This window comes from Paraburkholderia mimosarum LMG 23256 = NBRC 106338 (assembly GCF_000739815.1).
Taxonomy (GTDB): Bacteria; Pseudomonadota; Gammaproteobacteria; order Burkholderiales; family Burkholderiaceae; genus Paraburkholderia; species Paraburkholderia mimosarum.
In genome coordinates, this window is record NZ_BBJJ01000059.1 from 23832 (window position 1) to 43451 (window position 19620).

Below are 19620 nucleotides of genomic sequence, written 5' to 3' on the forward strand. Positions count from 1 at the left end.
AGGTCATTCAGGCGCGGCCTGAATCGTGGGCGGTCAGCGCCGGACCGGCGTCGGACGCGGACTTCTACCCTTACAAATAATGCTAAAGATCACTAACCAGCCCGACGCCACAAAGCCTGCTCGTGCCCCTCCGCCAGCAATCCGCGCGCAATCTCGGCCACCCTGGCCACGTGCGCAATCGCAGCGTCGCGCGCGCCTGCCGTGTCTCGCGCCTCGATGGCGCTCAGGATCTGGCGCATCTCGTTCACAGCCTGGCAGCCGCGGTCGTCGGAAGCAATCGTGAGTGCTCTAAGCCTGTTGATGCGCGCCGTCAACGACTGCACGATCTCCCACGCCACCTGTTTCTTGCCGCCCATGAACATGCGCTCGTAGAAAGCGGACGTGAGCGCTCTCACGGCCTGATGATCCTGTGTCGCAAAGGCCTGCTGGATCTGGTCGATCACGCCTGCGAGATCGGCAATGACAGACTCGTCGGCATGCTGCGCGCAGGCCATGGCCGCCTCCCCTTCGAACAGCGCGCGTATTTCGTAAATCTCTGCCGCCGTTTCGGAGTCGAGCACGGCGACAATCGGCCCCTGGTTCGGTATCGAATCGACGAGGCCCTCCGTTTCCAGGTGCCGCAGAACTTCGCGCACGACAGTGCGGCTCACGCCGAAAATCTCGCACAGCGAGCGCTCGACCAGTCGCTCGCCAGGATGAAAATGCGCCTCGAGAATGGCCGTGCGCATTTTCTCGAGGGCGAGTTCCCGCAGGGTGGCGGTCGGGCGCTGGACCTTCAGCGATGGGAGTGCGTCGCTCATGGCAGTCATGCTCACGCTTGCGCAAAGAGGCGCACGTCCCGCGCATCCCAGTCGACGAACGCCTGCGCGCCGATCGTGATCCCGCTGTCGTGGCGATGCGCCGCCGGCATGCGAATCGAAATCTCCTGCTGCCAGGGTGTGGCCACGGCGTAGTGCATCGCGTCGCCGAGATACGTGATATCGCGCACGGTCACGGGCAAACCGCTCGCGGCCCTCGCACCGCTCGCGCCTTGCAACGCGCTGATGCGCATCTGTTCGGGGCGAATCATGAGCGTGCCCTCGTCGCCGGCGGCGAGTGTCGGCGTGAAGGCGTCCGAGGCGATCTCGTGGCCGTTGGGAAACACGCCGTTCATTTGGCCGCCGCCGTTCTTCGTCACCCTCACCGGCAGGAAATTCGAATTGCCGATGAAGCTCGCGACGAAACGCGACGCCGGATTCCCATAGAGTTCCTCGCCGGTGCCGACCTGCTCGATGCGGCCCTTGTTGAACACGGCGATGCGGTCCGAGAGGCGCAGCGCTTCTTCCTGGTCGTGCGTGACGTACAGGATCGTCACGCCGGTCTCCTGGTGAATGCGGCGCAGTTCGAGCTGGATTTCCTCGCGCAGCTTCTTGTCGAGCGCGGAAAGCGGCTCGTCCATCAGCAGCACGGGCGGATCGTAGGCGAGCGCGCGTGCAATGGCGACACGCTGCTGCTGGCCGCCCGAGAGCTGCGCGGGCATGCGGTCGCGGCACTCTGAAAGATGCACGAGCTTCAGCATCTTCTCCACTTTCGCCTTGATCTCCGCGTCGGGGCGGCGGCGCACGCGCAACGGGAACGCCACGTTCTCGCCCACCGTGAGATGCGGGAACAGCGTATAGCGCTGAAACACCATGCCGATGTTGCGCTTGTTGGGTGTCACCGAAAGCAGCGGCTTGCCGTCGAGCAGCACGCGCCCCTCGGTAGGCTCCTGGAAGCCCGCGACGATATACAGCGTCGTGCTCTTGCCCGAGCCGGACGGCCCGAGGAACGTCATGAATTCGCCTTTGCGGACGTCGAGCGACACCTGGTCGATCGCGACGACATCGTCATAGGTCTTGCGCAGACGCTGGATTTGCAGAAATGCAGTCATGGCTTGTTTACCTCAATTAGCACGCACGCGGCGCAGCAGGGCACCGGCAAGCATCAATACGGTCGTGAGCCCGACGAGCAGCGAAGACGCGGCCGCGACGACGGGCGTCAGGTCCTGGCGCAGCGTCGACCAGATCCGCACGGGCAACGTCTGCAGGGTGGGGCTGGACATGAAGATGGACACGACCACCTCGTCCCACGAAGCGAGAAACGCAAAGATGGCGGCGGCGAACAGGCCCAGCCGGATCGCCGGCAGCGTGACGCGCAGCTTCACCGTGAGCGGCGACGCGCCGCAAATGACGGCTGCGTCCTCCAGCGCCGTGTCGAAACTCACGAGCGAATTGCTGATCGAGATGATCGAGAACGGCAAGGCGATGATCAGATGCCCGATCACGAAGCCGGTCATCGTGCCGTTCAGGCCAACGCGCAGGAAGAACGCATAGAGCGCGACGGCCAGCACGACCACGGGCAGCACCATCGGCGTGAGAAAAAAGCCCTGCACCGCCTTGCGTCCGCGAAACTTGCCGCGTACGAGCGCAAGCGATGCGAGAAACCCGATCGCCACCGAGAGCATCGTGACGATCACCGCCAGCTTCGCGCTCGTGAAGAGCGAGTCGATCCAGCCCGGGTCGGTGAAAAGCTGCCGGTACCACTCGAGCGTCCAGCCCGGCGGCGGGAAAATGAGCCACTGCGAATCGCCGAACGACAGCGCGACGATGAAGACGACAGGCAGCAGGAGAAAAAGCGCGACGGCCGCGCCCACGGCCACCAGGATCCAGCGCAGCCCGCCGAGACGATCGAAATCGAGCAGCATGTCAGCGCCCTCCCATACTTGCGTTCGCACGGCCCGTGAAGCGCAGTTGCAACGCATAGAGCGCAAGCGTCACGGCGAGCAGCACGAAGGCTGCGGCGCCCGCGAGGCCCCAGTTGAGCAGTTCCTGCACGAGCTGCGCGATCAGTTCCGCCAGCATCATGTACGAGGGACCGCCGAGCAGCGCGGGCGTGACGAAGTATCCCAGCGCCATCACGAACACCATGAGCGCGCCGGAGGCGACGCCGGGCATGGCGAGCGGCACGAGAATGCGCCAGAACGCCTGCCAGCGGCTCGCACCGCAAACCGCCGCGGCGCGCAGCGTCGACGGGTCGATGCTGCGCAGCGTGGCGTGCAGCGGCATCACGAGAAACGGCAGCATGATGTAAGTCATGCCGATGGTCACGCCGGTGAGGTTGTTCACGAGTGACAGCGGCTCGTGGATCACGCCGATCGCCATCAGCATGCGGTTGATCGGCCCGGTCTGCTGCAGCAGCACCATCCACGCGAAGGTCCGCGCGAGCAGGTTGGTCCACATCGAGAGCAGCAGGATTGCGAACAGCACGGAACTGAGCTTGCGCGGCGCGATGGCGAGCAGCCACGCCATCGGAAAGCCCACGAGCAGCGTGACCAGCGTCACGACCGTCGCCACGAGGAACGTATTGCCGAACACGCGCAGATACGTGGTCGAGCCGAGCAACTGCTCGTAGTTGTGCAGGCCCGGCGTCGGTTCCAGCACACTGCGCAACAGCAGCGAGAGCACCGGCAGCAGGAAGAAGATCACGAGCAGCAGCATGGCCGGCGCCAGCAGCCGCATGCTACGCCAGTCGCGCCGCTTGCGCGCGGCCGTCGCGGGCGGGTGCGCGACGGTACTCAATACGTTGGGCATGATGTTTCCTTTCGAACCGGTTCGCGACGTCGGACTGGCTTTTACTTCGATTGCCACGCGTACCAGCGCCTGGCGATCGCGTCGCGGTTCTCGGCCCAGTACTTCATGTCGAGATTGATCTGCGAGTCCTTGTATTGATCGGGCAGCGTCTTCGCGATACCCGCCGGCATCAGCGCGGCCGATTTGACGTTGACCGGGGCGTAGCCCGTGTCGGCTGCGAATTTCGCCTGCGCCTGCGGACTCGTTGCGGCCGCGAGATACTTCATCGCTGCGTCGCGATGCTTCGCGCCCTTCGGGATCACGAGCATGTCGGCGGCGGTGAGGTTCTGGTTCCACGAGATCCCGACGGGCACGCCGGTTTGCGCGAGCGCGTGCAGACGACCGTTCCAGAACATGCCGATCGGCGCCTCGCCCGAAGCGAGCAGCTGCTGCGACTGCGCACCGCCGCTCCACCAGACGATGTCGCTCTTGATCGTGTCGAGCTTCTTGAACGCGCGGTCGAGGTCGAGCGGATAGAGCTTGCTGGGCGGCACGCCGTCGGCGAGCAGCGCGATTTCGAGCACGCCGGGCGCCGACCACTTGTAGAACGTGCGCTTGCCGGGGAAGCGCTTGGTATCGAAGAGATCCGCCCAGGTTTGTGGCTGCGCGCCAGTGAATTTCGCCTTGTTGTAGCCGAGTACGAACGAGTAATAAAAGCTCCCCACAGCGGCCGGCGTCGCGAAGCGCGGGTCGAGTTCGTCCTTCTTCACCACCGAATAGTCGATCGGCTCGATCAGCCCGGCCTTTTGCGCGGCATAGGCAAAGTCGCCCTCCACGTCCACGACGTCCCAGCTCACGTTGCCGCTGTCGACCATCGCCTTGAGCTTGCCGTAGTCGGTCGGGCCGTCCATGAGCACACTGATGCCGCTTGACTGCGTGAACGGCTGCGCCCAGTCCTTCTGCTGCGACGATTGCGTCGTGCCGCCCCAGCTCGTGAAGACGATCGGGTCGGCGGCCAGTGCGGACGCTGCCGCGAGCGTCGTTGCGCACGCAACGAACATCGGCGCGATAAACGAGGTGCTTCTGCTGCTCATGGCTCTCTCCGGTGATACGGTTGGTTGTCGCTTCGTCAGGCCGGCTGCGAGAAAACGCGCCGGAATCGGGGTTGGGGTAGCTGGGTCTTGCATCGCCGCGGCTTCAATGCGTCAGCGCGAGCGGCTGCACGGTGCCGGCTTCGTTGTCGCCGACATAAATGCCGAACGCGTCCTGCCTGCGTTCGCGCACATAGCGTTCGAGCATCGAGCGCACGGCGTCGTCGCGCAGTTCGTCCCAGGGAATCTGCGAAAGCGGCACGATGCGGATGCTGCTGTCGAGCCAGGGCGAGCCGTTTTGCATCACGCGGCCGCGATAATAAATTTGCACGCCGGGCGCTTTGCCGCCGGCGTCCTCGAACACGGCGAACAGAAAGTCGAGATGCGCACGCAAGCCGAGCTTCGCGAGCACGCCCCGCAGGCTGGCGGGGTCGCTCGCCGGTTCGAGCCTGATGCCTGTGGGCAGCGTCACGCCTTTGGCCGTGTCGACGAGCACGAGCCCGTCGCGATGTTCGAGAATCGCGCCCACCGTCGCACGCGCACCGGCCGCGGCCAGCGCGTCCTGCGAGAGGCTGAAGTTCACGTACGCGCCACGGCAGTAGCCAAGCGGCGAGGCACTCGTTTGAACGAAATCGACCACGCGGCCGATCAGGATGATGTGATCGCCCGCGTCCACGACGTCGTGCGTCGTGCAGTCGAAGCTCGCCGCAGCGCCGTCCATGACCGGCGCGCCCGTTTTGCGTGTGCTCCAGGGCACTTGTGCGAACTTGTCGGCGGCCTTCGAGGCGAACACGCCCGAAACCTGCTGCTGGTCTTCGGCAAGCACGCTGACGGCGAAGCGGCGCGTTTGCGAGAACACGGCATGGCTCGACGCCGTCTTCGCGATGCACACCAGAATGAGCGGCGGGTCGAGCGACACCGAGGTGAACGAGTTGGCCGTGAAGCCGCGCGGCGAACCATCGGGCTGGATCGTCGTGACGACGGTCACGCCCGTCACGAAGGCGCCGAGCGCGCGGCGAAATTCGGCGGCATCGAAAGTCGGTTGCGCGAGGTGGTCAGTCATCGGCTCAGCCATGGCGTTCTCCTGTGTTTGCAACGCTATTCGCGGCATGCGTCGACGCCGAAGCTTCGGACAGGAACGCGAGCAGGCTTGCGTTGACGCGCTCCGGGTCGGTGACGTTCATCATGTGGCGCGCGTTCGCGATGACTTCCGCGCGGCCGCGCGGCGCGACCGCCGCCATCGCATGCGACATCTGCGCGCTCGAATTCGGATCGCACTCGCCGGTGAGGAAGAGCGCGGGCACCGCGAGCGCCGCGAGACGCCCTACGTGGGCATCGTCAGCGGACGCAAAAAGACGGTAGGCACGCGCGTAGCCCACGGGATCGACGGCAAGCAGCAGCGCTCGCACTGCCTGCGCCGCCTGGGTCAAATGACCCGGAACCGGATCGCCGAACCAGCGCGAGAGCGTCGCGTCCACACCGCTCGCGGCGGGCGCGTCGCCGAGACTCGCCGCGCGCGTCATCACCGCTTCGCGCTGTGCCGGCGTACGGTCGTACACCGCGTTCATCGCGACCACGCTCAACGTGCGCGGCGCATTGAGCAGCGCGAATTCGAGCGCGACGAGCGCGCCCATCGAATGCCCCACCACGTGCGCGCGCTCCACGTGGATGGCGTCGAGCAGCGCTTCGAGCTGCGCAGCGTATTCGTCGAGCGTGGGCTCGGCGCTGGGAAGCGCGCTCTCCCCATGACCGAGCATGTCGTAGGCGACGACACGAAACGATTCGGACAACGCCGCGATCTGCGGCGCCCACACGCTCTGGTTCATGCCCACGCCGTGGATCAGCACTACGGTTTCGCAGTCGGCATCCGGCTGCGGCGCGTACACGCTGTAGCAAGTGCCTGCGATGCTTGCGCGCTGGCCACGCGAGACAGCATGTTCGGAGACGAAATCAGGCTTCATGGTTCAAGCTCGTGTTCGATGAGATTATGGTATGCCATCTTATGGCCCACAGCAATGCGCGATGTATTATGGAATACCATGAGATTGTCCGCGCCTCGCTATGGCGTGCGCAGTGCCGGGTTTCGCATCCAAAACCGACGCGCGAATTGAGCAGACAAAAGAAAAAGGCCGCCGGCGTTTGCCGGCGGCCTCTGTGAGACGGCCAGGTAGCTGGGGCGCCTCAAGCCTCCCCGGGCTCCTCGTTTTGCGCGGCGAGCGCCGAGAGCGCCAGCTCGGAAACCCGCTTGATGTGCGCGAACGACGCCGCGGCCGCCGCCTCGCCGTCGCGCCGCTCTATCGCATCGAGCAGCAGGTTCATCTCCCGGTTGGAGTCGCTGCCTCGCCCCGGCGTGGCGATGGTCAACGCGCGCAGGCGGTTGATGCGCGCATTGAGCGTCTTGACGAGCGTGAGCGATACCTGCTTGTTGGCGGCCTGGAACAGCGTTTCATAGAAACGCTCGGTGTACTCCACCACGCGCGGCAAGTCGCTTTTTTCGAACGCGTCTTCGATCTCCGTGCGAATCTCGCGCAACTGCTTCACGACCTCCGGCGTGGCGCTCTCGGCACAGGCCCGGGCGGCGTTGGCTTCGAGCAGCCCGCGCAGTTCGTAGATCTCGCCCACGTGGGCGGGGTCGAGCCGCGCCACGATCGGCCCTTGCCGCGCGACGCTCTCGACCAACCCTTCGGTCTCGAGATGGCGGAGCACCTCGCGCACCACCGTGCGGCTCACGCCAAGCTCGTCGCATAGCGTGCGTTCGACGAGGCGCGTGCCCGGCCGAAAATATCCCTGGACTATCGCGCCGCGCAGTTTGTCGAGCGTTAGCTCACGCAGGGTCTTGGCGTTGCGGTCGATTTTGAGGTCTTGCATAGGCGGCGATGAGGCGTTGGTCAGGAGATGAACGAAAAGCCGCGCACCAGGGCGTGGATATGGAATGCCATATTATGACGCAACCGACGTTCAGCTTTCCCTCCGCCAGCCGCAGCAGGTGAGTGATCACCCCACCAGTCCCTCGACGATCGTGATCTGCGCCACGCAGTGTCCATCGCGTTTCGCCTTGGCCGCCTGATACTCCGGCGACCGATAACAGTCGAGCGCCGCTTGCATGTCGGGGAACTGAATCACGACGTGCCGCGCGAACGACTCCCCTTCCAGCACCTGCGCCGCGCCGCCGCGTGCGAGAAACACGGCGCCGAACTTCTTGAACGCCAGCGGCGCAGCGTCCGTGTAGTCCTTGTACTTCTCGGGATCCAGCACGGTGACATGGGCAATCCAGTACGCAGTCATCTCTCCTCCTGTCCATCTTCGAGCATCAAAAGTCCGCAAACCCTTGCCAGACGGGCGTCACGGCATCTATCGGGTTAACACTCATGGCATTCCGTAACATGGTATACCAAAATGCCTCACACACACGATCAATGTACCGAGGAAGTCGCCATGAGCCTGATCCGCAAGTCCGTCCTGCATGTCGAGAACATCTTCGTAGATGGCGAAAAGCCCGCTGCAAAACCGCTGAAGATGATCGGCGCGGTCGCTGTCATCAAGAACCCATGGGCGGGCCGCGGTTATGTGGAAGACCTCTCGCCCGAGATTCGCGCCCTGGCGCCTAAATTGAGCGAACACCTCACGAAGCTCATCATCGACGAAGCCGGTTCGGGCGAAGCCGTCGAAGCCTTCGGAAAGAGCGCCATCGTCGGTCTTTCCGGCGAGCTGGAGCATGCGTCCGCGCTCATTCACACGCTGCACTTCGGCAACACCTACCGCTCGGCCGTGGGGGCGAAGTCGTATCTCGCGTTCAACAACACGCGCGGCCCGGCCAATGCGCCGCTCCTCATTCCGATGATGGACAAGAACGACGAAGGCCGCCGCTCGCATTACCTCACGCTGCAGTTCTCGATTGCGGATGCGCCGGCCGCCGACGAACTCGTCATCGCCATTGGCGCCGCAACGGGCGGCCGTCCGCATCACCGCATTGGCGATCGCTACAAAGACCTCGCGGAACTCGGAAATGACGTCAAGAACCCTGCCGCTGTCAAATAAGCGCGTCGCGCACTATCTGGAGCAGGGCGCGGGCGAACCGCTCGTCCTGATTCACGGCGTGGGCATGCAGGCAACCGCGTGGCATCCGCAGATCGAAGACTTGTCATCCGAATTCCGGGTGATCTCGGTCGATATGCGGGGCCACGGCCAAAGCGATGGGCTCAAAGCCGGCGCCGCCTTGCCGCAGTTCGTTGAGTGGGCAACGGATTTCATCGAGGCGCTCAACGCAGGCCCCGTCAACCTGGCCGGACACTCGATGGGTTCGTTGATCGCGGCTGGCGTCGCCGTCACGCGGCCGGATCTGGTGAAACGCGTAGCCGTGTTGAACGGCGTGTACCGCCGCACGGAGCAGGCGCGCGAAGCGATGCTGCGGCGCGCCGCCGAATTGCGTTCGGGCATGATCGACGTGGAGACCCCGTTGCGGCACTGGTTCAACGCGGACGAAGCGCAACAGGTCGCCGCGCAAAAAGTCGAGTCGTGGCTAAAAACGGTGAACCTCGCGGGCTACGCCACGGCGTATGCGGCCTTTGCGAGCGGCGACGAAGTCTACGCCGACGGCTGGAACACGATTGCCTGCCCGGCTCTCGTGCTCACGGGCGCCGACGATCCGAATTCGACGCCGGAGATGGCAAGGCAGATGGCGCGAGCCGCTCGAAACGGCCGGGCCGTCGTGATCAAAAACGAGCGTCACGTGGTGAATCTGACCGCGCCCAACGAAGTCAATCGCGCGCTGCGTGCCTTTGCAAACGGCGCCGCAAGCCGAAAACCACGAAGTGGAAGTGTGAAATGAGCCAGGAGACGAGTCAGGCAATGGGACGGAATGCGGGTCAAGCGATATCGAAGATCAACACACGCGAACTGCGCGACGCGTTCGGCGCCTTCATGACTGGCGTGACGATCGTGACCACCGCCACTGACGGCGGCAAGCCGCTCGGCTTCACCGCCAATTCGTTTTCGTCCGTTTCGCTCGATCCCGCCTTGCTGCTCGTGAGCATTGCGAAGACGTCGAGCAATTACCAGGCGTTTTCCACGGCGGGCCACTTCGCCATCAACATTCTCGCGGAAGGGCAGAAGGATTTGTCCAACACGTTCGCGCGGCCGAGCGACGATCGCTTCGCCAACGTGAGCTGGCAGTTGAGCGCCAACCGCAACCCGCTCATCGACGACGTCAGCGCCTGGTTCGACTGCACGACGCACGCCGTGATCGACGCGGGCGACCACGCGCTCATCATCGGCCGGGTCGGGGCGTTTCATTCCGCGGGATTTGCGGGCCTTGGCTACTATCGTGGCGGCTACTTCACGCCGGCCAGGGTGTCGGCGGAAGTCATCGCGGGACCGAAGGTCATCGTGAATGCGATCATCGCGCGCGAAGACAAAGTGCTGCTCGTGAAGACAGCCGGCAACAAATGGGGACTGCCTTCGAAAGCAATCGGCAAGGAAGGCGCGGACAAGGCGCTTGCCGAGATCTTCGCGAAGTACCAGCCCGATGCTTCGGCAAGTTTCATTTATTCGGTCTACAACAATACCGAAACCCATTACCAGTACATCTCGTTCCTGTGCAGCGCGCCCGATGAACTCGCCTCTGTGGGCCACGTTTCGGGCGACGCTTCGGGGCAATTCGTCAGCCTCGACGACATCGAGACCGAAGCGTTCCAGGACAATGCATTGGCCAGCATGCTTCAACGCTACCGTAAGGAAAACGAATTGAAGAGCTACGGCTTGTACTTCGGCGACCATAGCAACGGCACAGTCCGTCCGCTTCATTCCTGAAAGGTTACATCATGCGATTCTCGCTATTCGTTCATATGGAGCGCGTCTCCGACCAGACGAGTCAAAAGCAGTTGTACGACGAAATGATCGAGCTGTGCCAGATCGCCGATCGCGGCGGCATGCACGCCGTCTGGACCGGCGAGCACCACGGCATGGACTTCACGATCGCGCCGAACCCGTTCCTCAATATCGCTGACCTCGCCAACAAGACGAAGCACGTGCGCCTCGGTACGGGCACGGTCATTGCCCCCTTCTGGCATCCGATCAAGCTCGCCGGCGAAGCCGCGATGACCGACATCATCACGAACGGCCGCCTCGATCTGGGCATCGCGCGAGGCGCATACTCGTTCGAATACGAACGCCTGATGCCGGGCCTCGATGCATGGGGCGCGGGGCAGCGCATGCGCGAACTCATTCCGGCCGTGAAAAAGCTCTGGGAAGGCGATTACGCGCACGAAGGCGAGTTCTGGAAATTCCCTTCGACCACCTCGTCGCCTCTGCCGCTGCAGCGCCCGCATCCGCCGATCTGGGTGGCCGCGCGCGACCCGAACAGCCACGAATTCGCGGTGTCCAACGGTTGCAACGTACAGGTCACGCCGCTGCATCTGGGCGACGAAGAAGTCGAGAAGCTGGTTGGCCACTTCAATGCCGCGTGCGAGAAGTTCCGCGACGTGCCGCGCCCGCAGATCATGCTGCTGCGCCACACCTATGTGGCGAGCAGCGAAGACGACGCGCAACTCGCCGCCGACGAAGTCAACACGTTCTACAACTACTTCGGCGCGTGGTTCAGGAACGAGCGGCCGGTGAGCCGTGGCATGATCAAGCCGCTCACGAAGGAGGAGATCGCCGCCCATCCGTTCTACACGCCCGAAGCGATGCGCAGGAACAACGTGATCGGCACGCCCGGGGAAGTGATCTCGCGCCTGCGGGCCTATGAGAAACTCGGTTTCGACGAGTACTCGTTCTGGATCGATACGGGCATGAGCTTCGCGCGCAAGAAGGCATCGCTCGAGCGCATGATCAACGACGTCATGCCGGCGTTCAGGTAAGGGGGGGCGATCCCATGGACATTCATTTTCAGCTGTATATCGACGGCCAGTTCGAGCCCGGCGCCGCCACGTTCGGCAGCGTCAACCCGGCCACGGGCCACGTGTGGGCGCAAATGCCCGAAGCGCGCACGCAGGAGGTCGACCGCGCCGTCGAGGCAGCCAATCGCGCGCTGAGCGATCCCGCATGGGCCGGACTCACGGCTTCGGCGCGCGGCAAGCTGCTGCACAAGCTGGCCGGGCTCGTGGAAAAGGCCGCACCGCGACTCGCTGAAATTGAAACGAACGACACAGGCAAGATCATTCGCGAAACGTCGAGCCAGATTGCTTACGTCGCCGAGTACTACCGTTACTACGCGGGCATTGCCGACAAGATCGAAGGCAGCCATATTCCCGTCGACAAGCCGGACATGCAGGTCTGGCTCGAACGGCAACCCATTGGGGTAGTCGCCGCGATCGTCCCCTGGAACAGCCAGCTGTTCCTTTCCGCGGTCAAGCTCGGGCCCGCGCTCGCCGCGGGATGCACAGTAGTCCTGAAGGCTTCCGAGGAAGCGCCCGGCCCCTTGCTCGAATTCGCGAAGCTCGTGGACGAAGCGGGTTTTCCACCGGGCGTCGTCAATGTGATTACGGGCTTCGGGCCGGAATGCGGCGCCGTGCTGAGCGGCCATCCGAAGGTCGACAAGGTCGCCTTCACCGGTGGCCCCGAAACCGCACGGCATATCGTCTCGAACACGTCCAGGAATCTCGCGAAGGTGTCGCTGGAACTGGGCGGCAAATCGCCCTTCATCGTATTCGCCGACGCCGATATCCAGAGTGCCGTGAACGCACAGGTTGCGGCCATTTTCGCGGCAAGCGGCCAAAGCTGCGTGGCGGGCTCGCGGCTCCTGATCGAGGCCTCCGTCAAAGAGCGGTTCCTCGAACTGCTCGTGGAGCGGGTCTCGCGCATTCGCGTGGGCTCACCCAACGAGATGACGACGGAATACGGGCCGCTGTGCACTGAACGGCAACTGCGCAACATCGAGAAGATCGTCGAGCGCTCCGTGAGCCAGGGCGCGAAGGTGCTTGCCGGCGGCAAGGCACTGGAGCGCAACGGCTATTACTACGCGCCAACAATTCTGGACTGCACGGGCGTGAGCAACGCGGACAGCGTCACGACCGAACTATTCGGCCCGGTGCTTTCAGTGGATACGTTCTCTTCCGAGCACGAGGCCATCGAGAAGGCGAACAGTACCGCTTACGGACTTGCCGCGGGCATCTTCACGACCAGTCTCACGCGCGCGCATCGAGTTTCGCGCCGCGTGCGCTCGGGCATCGTCTGGATCAACACGTACCGCGCAGTTTCGCCGCTCGTGCCGTTCGGCGGGTTCGGGCTTTCCGGGCACGGCCGCGAGGGTGGCATGGCCGCCGCACTCGAATACACGACGACGAAGTCCGTGTGGCTTCGCACCTCGGACGAACCGATCAGCGATCCGTTCGTGATGCGCTGATTCGTTGCGGCTTGTCGTCGACATCCGCCTTTCTCCGCCGCGCTGTTCGTATGCCGTTCATTGCGCGAAGCGTGGCTTTTTCTGCGCGCTGAAGGCAATTCGTTGTCGGTTTCCCCTGAAGGCATCTGCGGGTAGCATTGAAACTTGGGAGTTCGATCATGCAAGAAGATGATGCACTGTTCCGCAAAGGATTGCCGATTCGGCGGGAAGTTCTCGGCGCGGCGTATGTCGATGCGTCGATGGAAAAAGCCGATGCCTTCATGATGGCATTCCAGCGCGCGACCACGGCGTGGGCATGGGGGTGGGCATGGGGCGACGAGACCCTCGATCGCAAGACGCGCAGCTTGCTTAATCTCGCGATGTTGACTGCCGCGGGACACACCAACGAACTCAAGCTGCACGTGAAGGGCGCGCTCAACAACGGCGTGAGTGTTGACGAAATCAAAGCGACGCTTCTGCACGCTACCGCTTACTCGGGCATCCCACACGGCCTCAGCGCGTTCAAGGCAGCGCACGAAGTGCTGATGGCTGAAGGGGCGTTGAAGTAAGCGCCGATGATCGAGCCATGTTGCACCGGGTCGGCAACATAGGCTCGATGTAACGTCTCGCGCGGGAACGCCTCCGCCGACACGTGCTCGATGCGCTGCCAGGCCGTCTGATACAGCCGGTGTACGGCTGCACGTGGACGGCCACAGCCCCTTGCGGGGCACCGTCATCGAAAATCCACCCACGTCACGAGGCGCTGATCACCGCAACGTCCGGCACAGTTCCGCGCATCGCGCAGTGAACGGCGCAATATGCGGAGCCGGCACGGGCACCCAGGCAGTCGGGACCGGCCGCTAAACCGCGGTCGCTGAGCCGCCTGAAACGGCCGGCTACTGAGAAGTAGTGAGCTTCAGGTTCGGTCGCAAATCGTGCGGCATCGTTTCACGTTGCCTATTATGTCGGTCCGATACCTGTTCGATGCCGGCCTTCACGACTTCTTCGCAAAACGAAATTCGCGTGCGGTAGTAGTCGGCCTGCAATTGGGCATCCATGACCCGCTGTTCAGCCTGGAACAGTGCCATGCGCAATTCACCCAGCGCGCGTTCAGCCTGCTTCTCCGGCGTTGGGGCATTGTGTGCAATCAGGTTTGAAAGCCAGCGCAGCATGAATGAGCCCTCCTGTCTTCGATTCCGCAATCGCACACATCGAGGGCCCTTGCAGGCCGCGCGCGGTGGTTGCGAAAAGACTATCAGAGTGCAAAGAACGCCGTGTGTGCCCGAACGAACATGTTGTAGAAATGACGCAACAGCATGCGACTGTATGACTTCGCAGTGAATCCATTTCCCGCAGTCAACGCGCTTGATCGTTTCTGAAAATGGCGATCGTCTATTCATTGGTAATACTATAAAAGAGACTCTAGATTCTCTCGTCGTGAAGAAGAACAGGTTCTGGCGCGCCATGCCCGCTTGGCCTGGCAAGATTTCGCAGTGTCCGAAGCGGGCAAAAAGGCAGATTGCAACGTGATATTGCTGCATTGCAAACGTCTGCTGAAATAATCCATCGGCTTGCGACAAACGCCCATTCCCTATGCGGGTATGTCCTGGTTATTGCCTGCAGACCGAAGCCTGTCGCGGCTTTGCCGATTTGCTCCCGCGCCGGGAAGCGGCTTGCTCCAACAAACCATTGACATACGCCAACTCGCACCTAGAATGGACATTGCTGCATCGCACCACTGACTCTGTCTTGTGTCTTGTTGCCCGTGAGCCGTTTTCGTGGACATCCGGGCACTTCCCCCTTTCATGGAGCCATTGATGAGCGGTCTCACAACGGAACAGCATGTCGCAACGCAGAAAGCCAGTGTCGACACATCGTTTGCTCTCCTGAACAAAGCGTTTGAAGGCATTGACAGATTGGCCGAACTGAATGTGCAAGCGGTCAAATCGGTCCTCGCTGAAAATCAGGAATTCGTCATCAAGGTTCTTTCGGCCAAAGATCCTCAGGAAACGTTTTCACAACAGTCCATCGTGGCCCAACCTGTCGCTGAGAAGGTGCAGTCGTACTGGCGCGACGTCTACGAAATTCTTTCAAAAACCCAAGCCGAATTTTCTGCGCTCGCCGAAGCGCAGTACAAGCAGGTCCAGACCGATGTGCGCTCCTTCATCGACGGACTCACGAAAAATGCGCCGCCGGGAAGCGAAGCCGCAGTGACGGCATGGACGACATTCGTCACGAGCGCGACCGATACGGCCAATTCGATGTACGAGACTGCGGCGAAAGCGGCAAGGCAAGCAGTGGAGACGGCGGAAAGCAATCTCAACGCCGCGTCTACTGGCAAACCGAGCCAACAGACGCTCAAACCCGTCGCACCGATTGATAAAGAATAGACCGTTGGAAGTCAATAGGTAGCGCCAGAACGGGAACGCAAATGCCTGGCGACTGTTTTGCGTACGATCTGGGGCTGAACGGCACGATATCGGGCAGCGGCGTGGGGACCTGGCCATCGAGCAGCCAGGAAGCCTTGGTGCACGCTGTCCGCATTTGCCGCCAACCAAGGGTTTTCCCCGGGGCGACCTAGCCGTTTCATTCAAGGCTTTGCGCACGACCTGCCACACAATCGGTTAACACGGCCAGCGCCCCGCTTCTGTCCGGCGCATTGAGCAGCAGCTGTCGTATCGAATTGACGACGGAACATGGTGCCAGGAATGCTTCTAGTGTGCCTTGAAATTGATGCGGCGAAGCACGTCGCGCTGTGCCCACGCGGGCATCTGCTGCGCCCGGGCGAATCGGCCTGAATTTCCGGCGTTCGCCAGCATGGCCGGATTCATTTTTTCGCTCTGATAGCTGGAGTGGAACAGTCCCCCGACGGCACCTCTGAAGGTGGCGTTGTGTGTCTTGGCCGGCGCCACTACGGGCCGGATTTTTTTGACACCGCGGGCGAGCCCTGGCCGAACGGTGAATGGGGAATCCTAATAAACAATGTGTTTTGGGTCGATCCTTTCAGTTGGCCGGTGCCGGGCGACAAAAGCCGATCCGGAACGCCGATTCTTCCGCAAGCCGGCTCTCGAACGGTGGCTTGTCATGTGCAACGCGCGTTGCCTGCCGCACGGACACTGCGAACAAAGGATCATTGAATGGCAAACACGCAACGCGCGTAGACACCATCGAAAGTACAACCAGACGCAGGGGGACCGAACATGTGGCGACTGCTTGCAAGCCTGATTGCCCATCAGGCTCCGACTCCCGAGAAGCAGGCTGAACGCGAAGTGAAGGACTTGCGCATGGACCTGTTTCAGGCCGAGCAACAAGTCATGCATGCGCAGATCCGCGTGGACTACTACCGGGCCCGCCTGGCCTTCATCGAGGATGTGGCGCGCAACGGCATCGAGCAGGTATCCGACCAGCGCAAGGGATGCCGCGAAGAACGCGAATATGCCGTCCGGCCCGGGTTCAAGCTTCAAACGGCGCAGTCGAACTTATTCGAGAGGATCATCGGCGCCGGGCAGAAAGGATGACAAGCGCGTTCTGCCGTGTGCCTGTCTGATCAATGCGCGCGGACCTCAATTTATTCTCGGAGCAGCCGATGCACGAGACTGATTCACCGGATGCCGGAACGCCGCGAGCGAGGCCGCCTCTTGTGCTCGCTACGAAGATCGTTCCGCCGCGGCTTCCCGCTGGCCTGATCGAACGTCCGCGCCTCGTCCGGTTCGCCGCGGGCGCGGAGAACAAACGGCTCACGGTGATCAAGGCGCCGGCCGGGTTCGGCAAGACGTCCCTCGCGCTGACGTGGCTCCAGCCGCTACGTGCACGGGGCGTGTCGGTCGCATGGCTGTCGATCGACGCCGGGGACGACGAGCCCGTGCGCTTCGTCTATCAGCTCGCGCAGGCGCTTCGGCACGCCTGCGGCAACGTCGGCGAATCGGCAATCGGACTCGCGGCGGCGGCCTCGCTCGCGCCGGCCCGATCGATCATATCGGCGCTCATCAACGAGTTGGCAGCGCTCGACGAAGAGGTCTGCATTTTCCTCGACGACTACCACCACATCGGCCTCCCGGCCGTCCACGACGCGCTCTGGTTTCTCATCGAAAACATGCCGTCGCACGTGCATGTGGTGCTCTGCACGCGCATGGCCCCACCGCTACCGCTCGCCCGGCTGCGTGCCGGCAACGGCTTGCTCGAACTCGATGTGTCGATGCTGCGCTTCGACCTCGAGGAAACGCGCCGCTTCGTCGAGCATGAACATCCGGGCGAACTGCAACCCGCCAGCGTCAAGTCGCTCTTCGCACACACGGAAGGGTGGGCGGCGGCGCTGCGCATTGCCGCATCGGTACTCTCGCGCGAATCGGGCAAGCCACACACGGAGCTCGCGCCACCCTCCGGCGCGTCATATTCGTTCGCCGCCTACCTGCAGGACATGGTCGATCGCCTGCCTTCCCCCATGGTCGAATTCATGCTGCGCACGTCGATACTCGATCGGCTCACGGCACCGCTGTGCGAGGCGATCACCGGCGTGAAGTCGAGCGAGGCGATGCTGGAGTCGATCGCCGCACGGCACTTGCTGCTCGAACCGATGGACACGGACGGCAAGTGGTTCCGCTTTCATCACCTGATGAGCGAGTTCCTGCGACAGCGCCTGCAACCGCAGCACGCCGGCGAAGTCGCCGACCTGCACCGCCGGGCGTGCCAGTGGTACTCGAAACAAGCGCTTTGGATCGATGCGGTGAAGCATGCGATCTCCGCTGGCGACACCGAAGATGCCGTCTCGCTGATCGGCCACTGCGCGATGACATTGGTCGCGAAAGGCGACCTGCTCACGCTTCTCGGCTGGCAACGGCAGTTTCCGGCACGGCTGATGCGCTCGCAGGTCAAGGTCACCCTGGCGATAGCATGGGGGATGGCGCTGGCCATGCGCTTTGACGAAGCGCTGCCCCTGCTCGATGCGATCGAGCGCGAGGCGCCCAGCACGAGTGCCGATCCCGACAGCATCCGTTCGGAGTGCCTGGCAATCCGGGCGGTCGTGGCTGCCTTCCAGGACGATGCGTACCGGGCGCTCGCGCTTGCCGAACGGTGCCTCGAAAGACCTTCGACCAATATCTGGACCACCAACGTGGCTTCCTATGTGGCGCGTTTCGGGCACTGGAAGGCGGGCAATCTCGAAGCGCTCTATGCGGTGCCGTGGATCCCGTATTCGAGCGAGGAGAACCCGCGCAACGTCTTTGCATCCGTCTATCGGCTGTGCATGCTTGGCCACGTGGAAATGCAGCAATTGCATTTCCCGCTCGCGGAACGCTACTTTCTGGAATCGATGCGGCTTGCCGAACATCACGCCGGCCCGAAGTCGATTGCCGTTGCCCTGGTGGCGCCGATGATCGGGCAGCTCCGCTACGAGCAAGGGCGGCTCGACGAGGCCGAGGCCCTTGCCGCCGACCTGATGTCGGTGGTCGACGCCGCCGTGTTTCTGGACAGCGCACTGATTGCTTACTGGTTGCTCGTGCGCATCGCCGTTGCGCGCTCCGACATCGTGCAAGCCCACGCGTTGCTCGATCGGGCCCAGAAGCTGAGCTATGCGCGCCAATGGGATCGGATGAACGCCGCCGTCCTCATGGAGCGCACGCGGCTATGTCTCGTCGAGGGGCGCGTCGCGGAGGCCACCGCCGGCGTCGCGCAACTCGACCGGCTCGCGGCTTCGGCGCAAGCGGCCGGAAGTTCCGCGGCGCCGGATATCGCCACCTACTGGGGCTTGGCAGCGGCCTATCTGGCGATGGCACAGGGGCGCGCGCAGGACGGCGCCGACGCCTTGAACGCCGCGCTGCAGACCCTCGAACGCCAGCGCGCCAGCTACTTCGCGTTGCGACTTCGCGTCGTGCTTGCGATAGTGTGGATGACGGCGGATGAGCGTGCGCTGGCCGTCGAGGCATTCATGGAAGTCCTGAAGGCGGGTGCACAGGTGGGTCTGTACCAGACCATCGTCGAGAAAGGTCCGGTTATCGTCCCGTTGCTGCAAGCGGTTCGCGACGAGATGCGCGTCACGCAACAATCGAAGGAACTCGTCGCTTATGTCGATCATCTGCTCGACAGCAGCCGCGCGTTATACGAACCCGTCGAAAAGGCCGATCGCAACGCCGAGCGCGACCCGCTCAGCATGAGGGAGCGCGATATTGTCCAGTTGATCGCACGCGGGCAGTCGAACAAGGAGATCGCGCGTACGCTGGGCATCGCGCCCGAAACGGTCAAGTCTCATGTCAAGAGCGTGTTTGTGAAGCTCGCCGTGGAAAAGCGCGCACAGGCGGTGGCGCGGGCACAGTCGCTCGGGCTCGTGGAAAGCGTCTAGCGCGCATCGATGCGCTTCACGTCGCGACGACAAGTATGAGCGCATGCAGCAGCACGCCAACGGTACCCCCGACCAGCGTGCCGTTCACGCGCACGAACTGCAGATCGCGCCCGATCTCCACTTCGATCTTGCGGCTCACCTCCTCGGCTTTCCAGCTCTTCACGACATCGGTGATGAGAGTGGAAAGCTGATGGCGATAGCGCACCACCAGATCGCGCGCCACTTCGAGCCACCATGCGTTCAGCTTGTGCTGGATTGCGCGATCCTCGCCGATGCTCTTGCCTAGCA

At 63.0% G+C, this 19620-nt stretch carries 20 protein-coding genes; 9 read left to right on the forward strand and 11 right to left on the reverse strand.

Annotation, left to right across the window (positions count from 1 at the left end; all coding sequences use genetic code 11):
* Nucleotides 1-92: 92 nt before the first annotated feature.
* The 9 genes from BMI01S_RS28600 to BMI01S_RS28640 all read right to left on the reverse strand — a co-directional run bounded on the left by BMI01S_RS28600 (nucleotide 93) and on the right by BMI01S_RS28640 (nucleotide 7963).
* Nucleotides 93-800, reverse strand: coding sequence for a GntR family transcriptional regulator (locus tag BMI01S_RS28600; protein WP_028232131.1), 708 nt, complete (start codon nucleotides 798-800; stop codon nucleotides 93-95).
* A gap of 11 nt (nucleotides 801-811) precedes the next feature.
* The gene (locus BMI01S_RS28605; protein WP_028213529.1) at nucleotides 812-1909 is read right to left on the reverse strand and encodes an ABC transporter ATP-binding protein; all 1098 of its coding nucleotides are present in this window, start codon (nucleotides 1907-1909) and stop codon (nucleotides 812-814) included.
* A 12-nt stretch (nucleotides 1910-1921) separates the two neighbouring features.
* Nucleotides 1922-2722, reverse strand: coding sequence for an ABC transporter permease (locus tag BMI01S_RS28610; RefSeq protein WP_028213528.1), 801 nt, complete (start codon nucleotides 2720-2722; stop codon nucleotides 1922-1924).
* A 1-nt stretch (nucleotide 2723) separates the two neighbouring features.
* Entirely contained in the window at nucleotides 2724-3608 is an 885-nt protein-coding gene (locus BMI01S_RS28615) for an ABC transporter permease (protein WP_028232132.1), read from the reverse strand.
* A gap of 41 nt (nucleotides 3609-3649) precedes the next feature.
* Nucleotides 3650-4681: an ABC transporter substrate-binding protein gene (locus BMI01S_RS28620; protein WP_028232133.1), complete on the reverse strand. Its 1032-nt coding sequence runs from the start codon at nucleotides 4679-4681 to the stop codon at nucleotides 3650-3652.
* 103 nt (nucleotides 4682-4784) lie between these two features.
* Entirely contained in the window at nucleotides 4785-5753 is a 969-nt protein-coding gene (locus BMI01S_RS28625; protein WP_036046193.1) for a flavin reductase, read from the reverse strand.
* Nucleotides 5746-6639: an alpha/beta fold hydrolase gene (locus BMI01S_RS28630; RefSeq protein WP_028232135.1), complete on the reverse strand. Its 894-nt coding sequence runs from the start codon at nucleotides 6637-6639 to the stop codon at nucleotides 5746-5748. Before BMI01S_RS28630 ends, BMI01S_RS28625 begins: the two co-directional genes overlap by 8 nt.
* A gap of 220 nt (nucleotides 6640-6859) precedes the next feature.
* Nucleotides 6860-7546, reverse strand: a complete 687-nt coding sequence (locus tag BMI01S_RS28635; protein ID WP_028213523.1) for a GntR family transcriptional regulator — start codon at nucleotides 7544-7546, stop codon at nucleotides 6860-6862.
* Between the two features lie 126 nt (nucleotides 7547-7672).
* On the reverse strand, nucleotides 7673-7963 hold the full coding sequence (locus BMI01S_RS28640; protein ID WP_028232136.1) for a DUF1330 domain-containing protein: 291 nt from the start codon (nucleotides 7961-7963) through the stop codon (nucleotides 7673-7675).
* 150 nt (nucleotides 7964-8113) lie between these two features.
* On the opposite strand from BMI01S_RS28640, the gene BMI01S_RS28645 reads away from it, so the two are divergent.
* The 6 genes from BMI01S_RS28645 to BMI01S_RS28670 all read left to right on the forward strand — a co-directional run bounded on the left by BMI01S_RS28645 (nucleotide 8114) and on the right by BMI01S_RS28670 (nucleotide 13567).
* Nucleotides 8114-8716: an amino acid synthesis family protein gene (locus BMI01S_RS28645; protein ID WP_028232137.1), complete on the forward strand. Its 603-nt coding sequence runs from the start codon at nucleotides 8114-8116 to the stop codon at nucleotides 8714-8716.
* Entirely contained in the window at nucleotides 8685-9506 is an 822-nt protein-coding gene (locus BMI01S_RS28650) for an alpha/beta fold hydrolase (protein ID WP_042291347.1), read from the forward strand. The genes BMI01S_RS28645 and BMI01S_RS28650 overlap by 32 nt, the downstream gene beginning before the upstream one ends.
* Nucleotides 9503-10486 carry a flavin reductase gene (locus BMI01S_RS28655; protein WP_244145420.1) on the forward strand — a complete coding sequence of 328 codons (984 nt, stop codon included), beginning with the start codon at nucleotides 9503-9505 and terminating at the stop codon, nucleotides 10484-10486. The genes BMI01S_RS28650 and BMI01S_RS28655 overlap by 4 nt, the downstream gene beginning before the upstream one ends.
* 11 nt (nucleotides 10487-10497) lie before the next feature.
* Nucleotides 10498-11535 carry an LLM class flavin-dependent oxidoreductase gene (locus BMI01S_RS28660; protein WP_028213519.1) on the forward strand — a complete coding sequence of 346 codons (1038 nt, stop codon included), beginning with the start codon at nucleotides 10498-10500 and terminating at the stop codon, nucleotides 11533-11535.
* 14 nt (nucleotides 11536-11549) lie between these two features.
* Nucleotides 11550-13019 (forward strand): aldehyde dehydrogenase, encoded by a 1470-nt coding sequence (locus tag BMI01S_RS28665; protein ID WP_028232139.1) that lies wholly within the window; start codon nucleotides 11550-11552, stop codon nucleotides 13017-13019.
* A 158-nt stretch (nucleotides 13020-13177) separates the two neighbouring features.
* Nucleotides 13178-13567: a carboxymuconolactone decarboxylase family protein gene (locus BMI01S_RS28670; protein WP_028213517.1), complete on the forward strand. Its 390-nt coding sequence runs from the start codon at nucleotides 13178-13180 to the stop codon at nucleotides 13565-13567.
* Nucleotides 13568-13894: 327 nt separating this feature from the next.
* Here the strand turns inward: BMI01S_RS28670 and BMI01S_RS28675 are convergent, their stop codons facing one another.
* Nucleotides 13895-14170 carry a hypothetical protein gene (locus BMI01S_RS28675; protein ID WP_028213516.1) on the reverse strand — a complete coding sequence of 92 codons (276 nt, stop codon included), beginning with the start codon at nucleotides 14168-14170 and terminating at the stop codon, nucleotides 13895-13897.
* Nucleotides 14171-14815: 645 nt separating this feature from the next.
* Here BMI01S_RS28675 and BMI01S_RS28680 point away from each other — a divergent pair.
* The 3 genes from BMI01S_RS28680 (at nucleotide 14816) to BMI01S_RS28690 (ending at nucleotide 19332) form a co-directional block, all read left to right on the forward strand.
* Nucleotides 14816-15388, forward strand: a complete 573-nt coding sequence (locus BMI01S_RS28680) for a phasin family protein (protein WP_028232140.1) — start codon at nucleotides 14816-14818, stop codon at nucleotides 15386-15388.
* A gap of 810 nt (nucleotides 15389-16198) precedes the next feature.
* Nucleotides 16199-16516 (forward strand): hypothetical protein, encoded by a 318-nt coding sequence (locus tag BMI01S_RS28685; RefSeq protein WP_042291351.1) that lies wholly within the window; start codon nucleotides 16199-16201, stop codon nucleotides 16514-16516.
* A 68-nt stretch (nucleotides 16517-16584) separates the two neighbouring features.
* Nucleotides 16585-19332 carry a LuxR C-terminal-related transcriptional regulator gene (locus BMI01S_RS28690; RefSeq protein ID WP_028232141.1) on the forward strand — a complete coding sequence of 916 codons (2748 nt, stop codon included), beginning with the start codon at nucleotides 16585-16587 and terminating at the stop codon, nucleotides 19330-19332.
* A 16-nt stretch (nucleotides 19333-19348) separates the two neighbouring features.
* Here BMI01S_RS28690 and BMI01S_RS28695 read toward each other — a convergent pair.
* On the reverse strand, nucleotides 19349-19620 hold a 272-nt coding region (locus BMI01S_RS28695; RefSeq protein ID WP_042291353.1), incomplete at its 5' end, for a DUF445 family protein.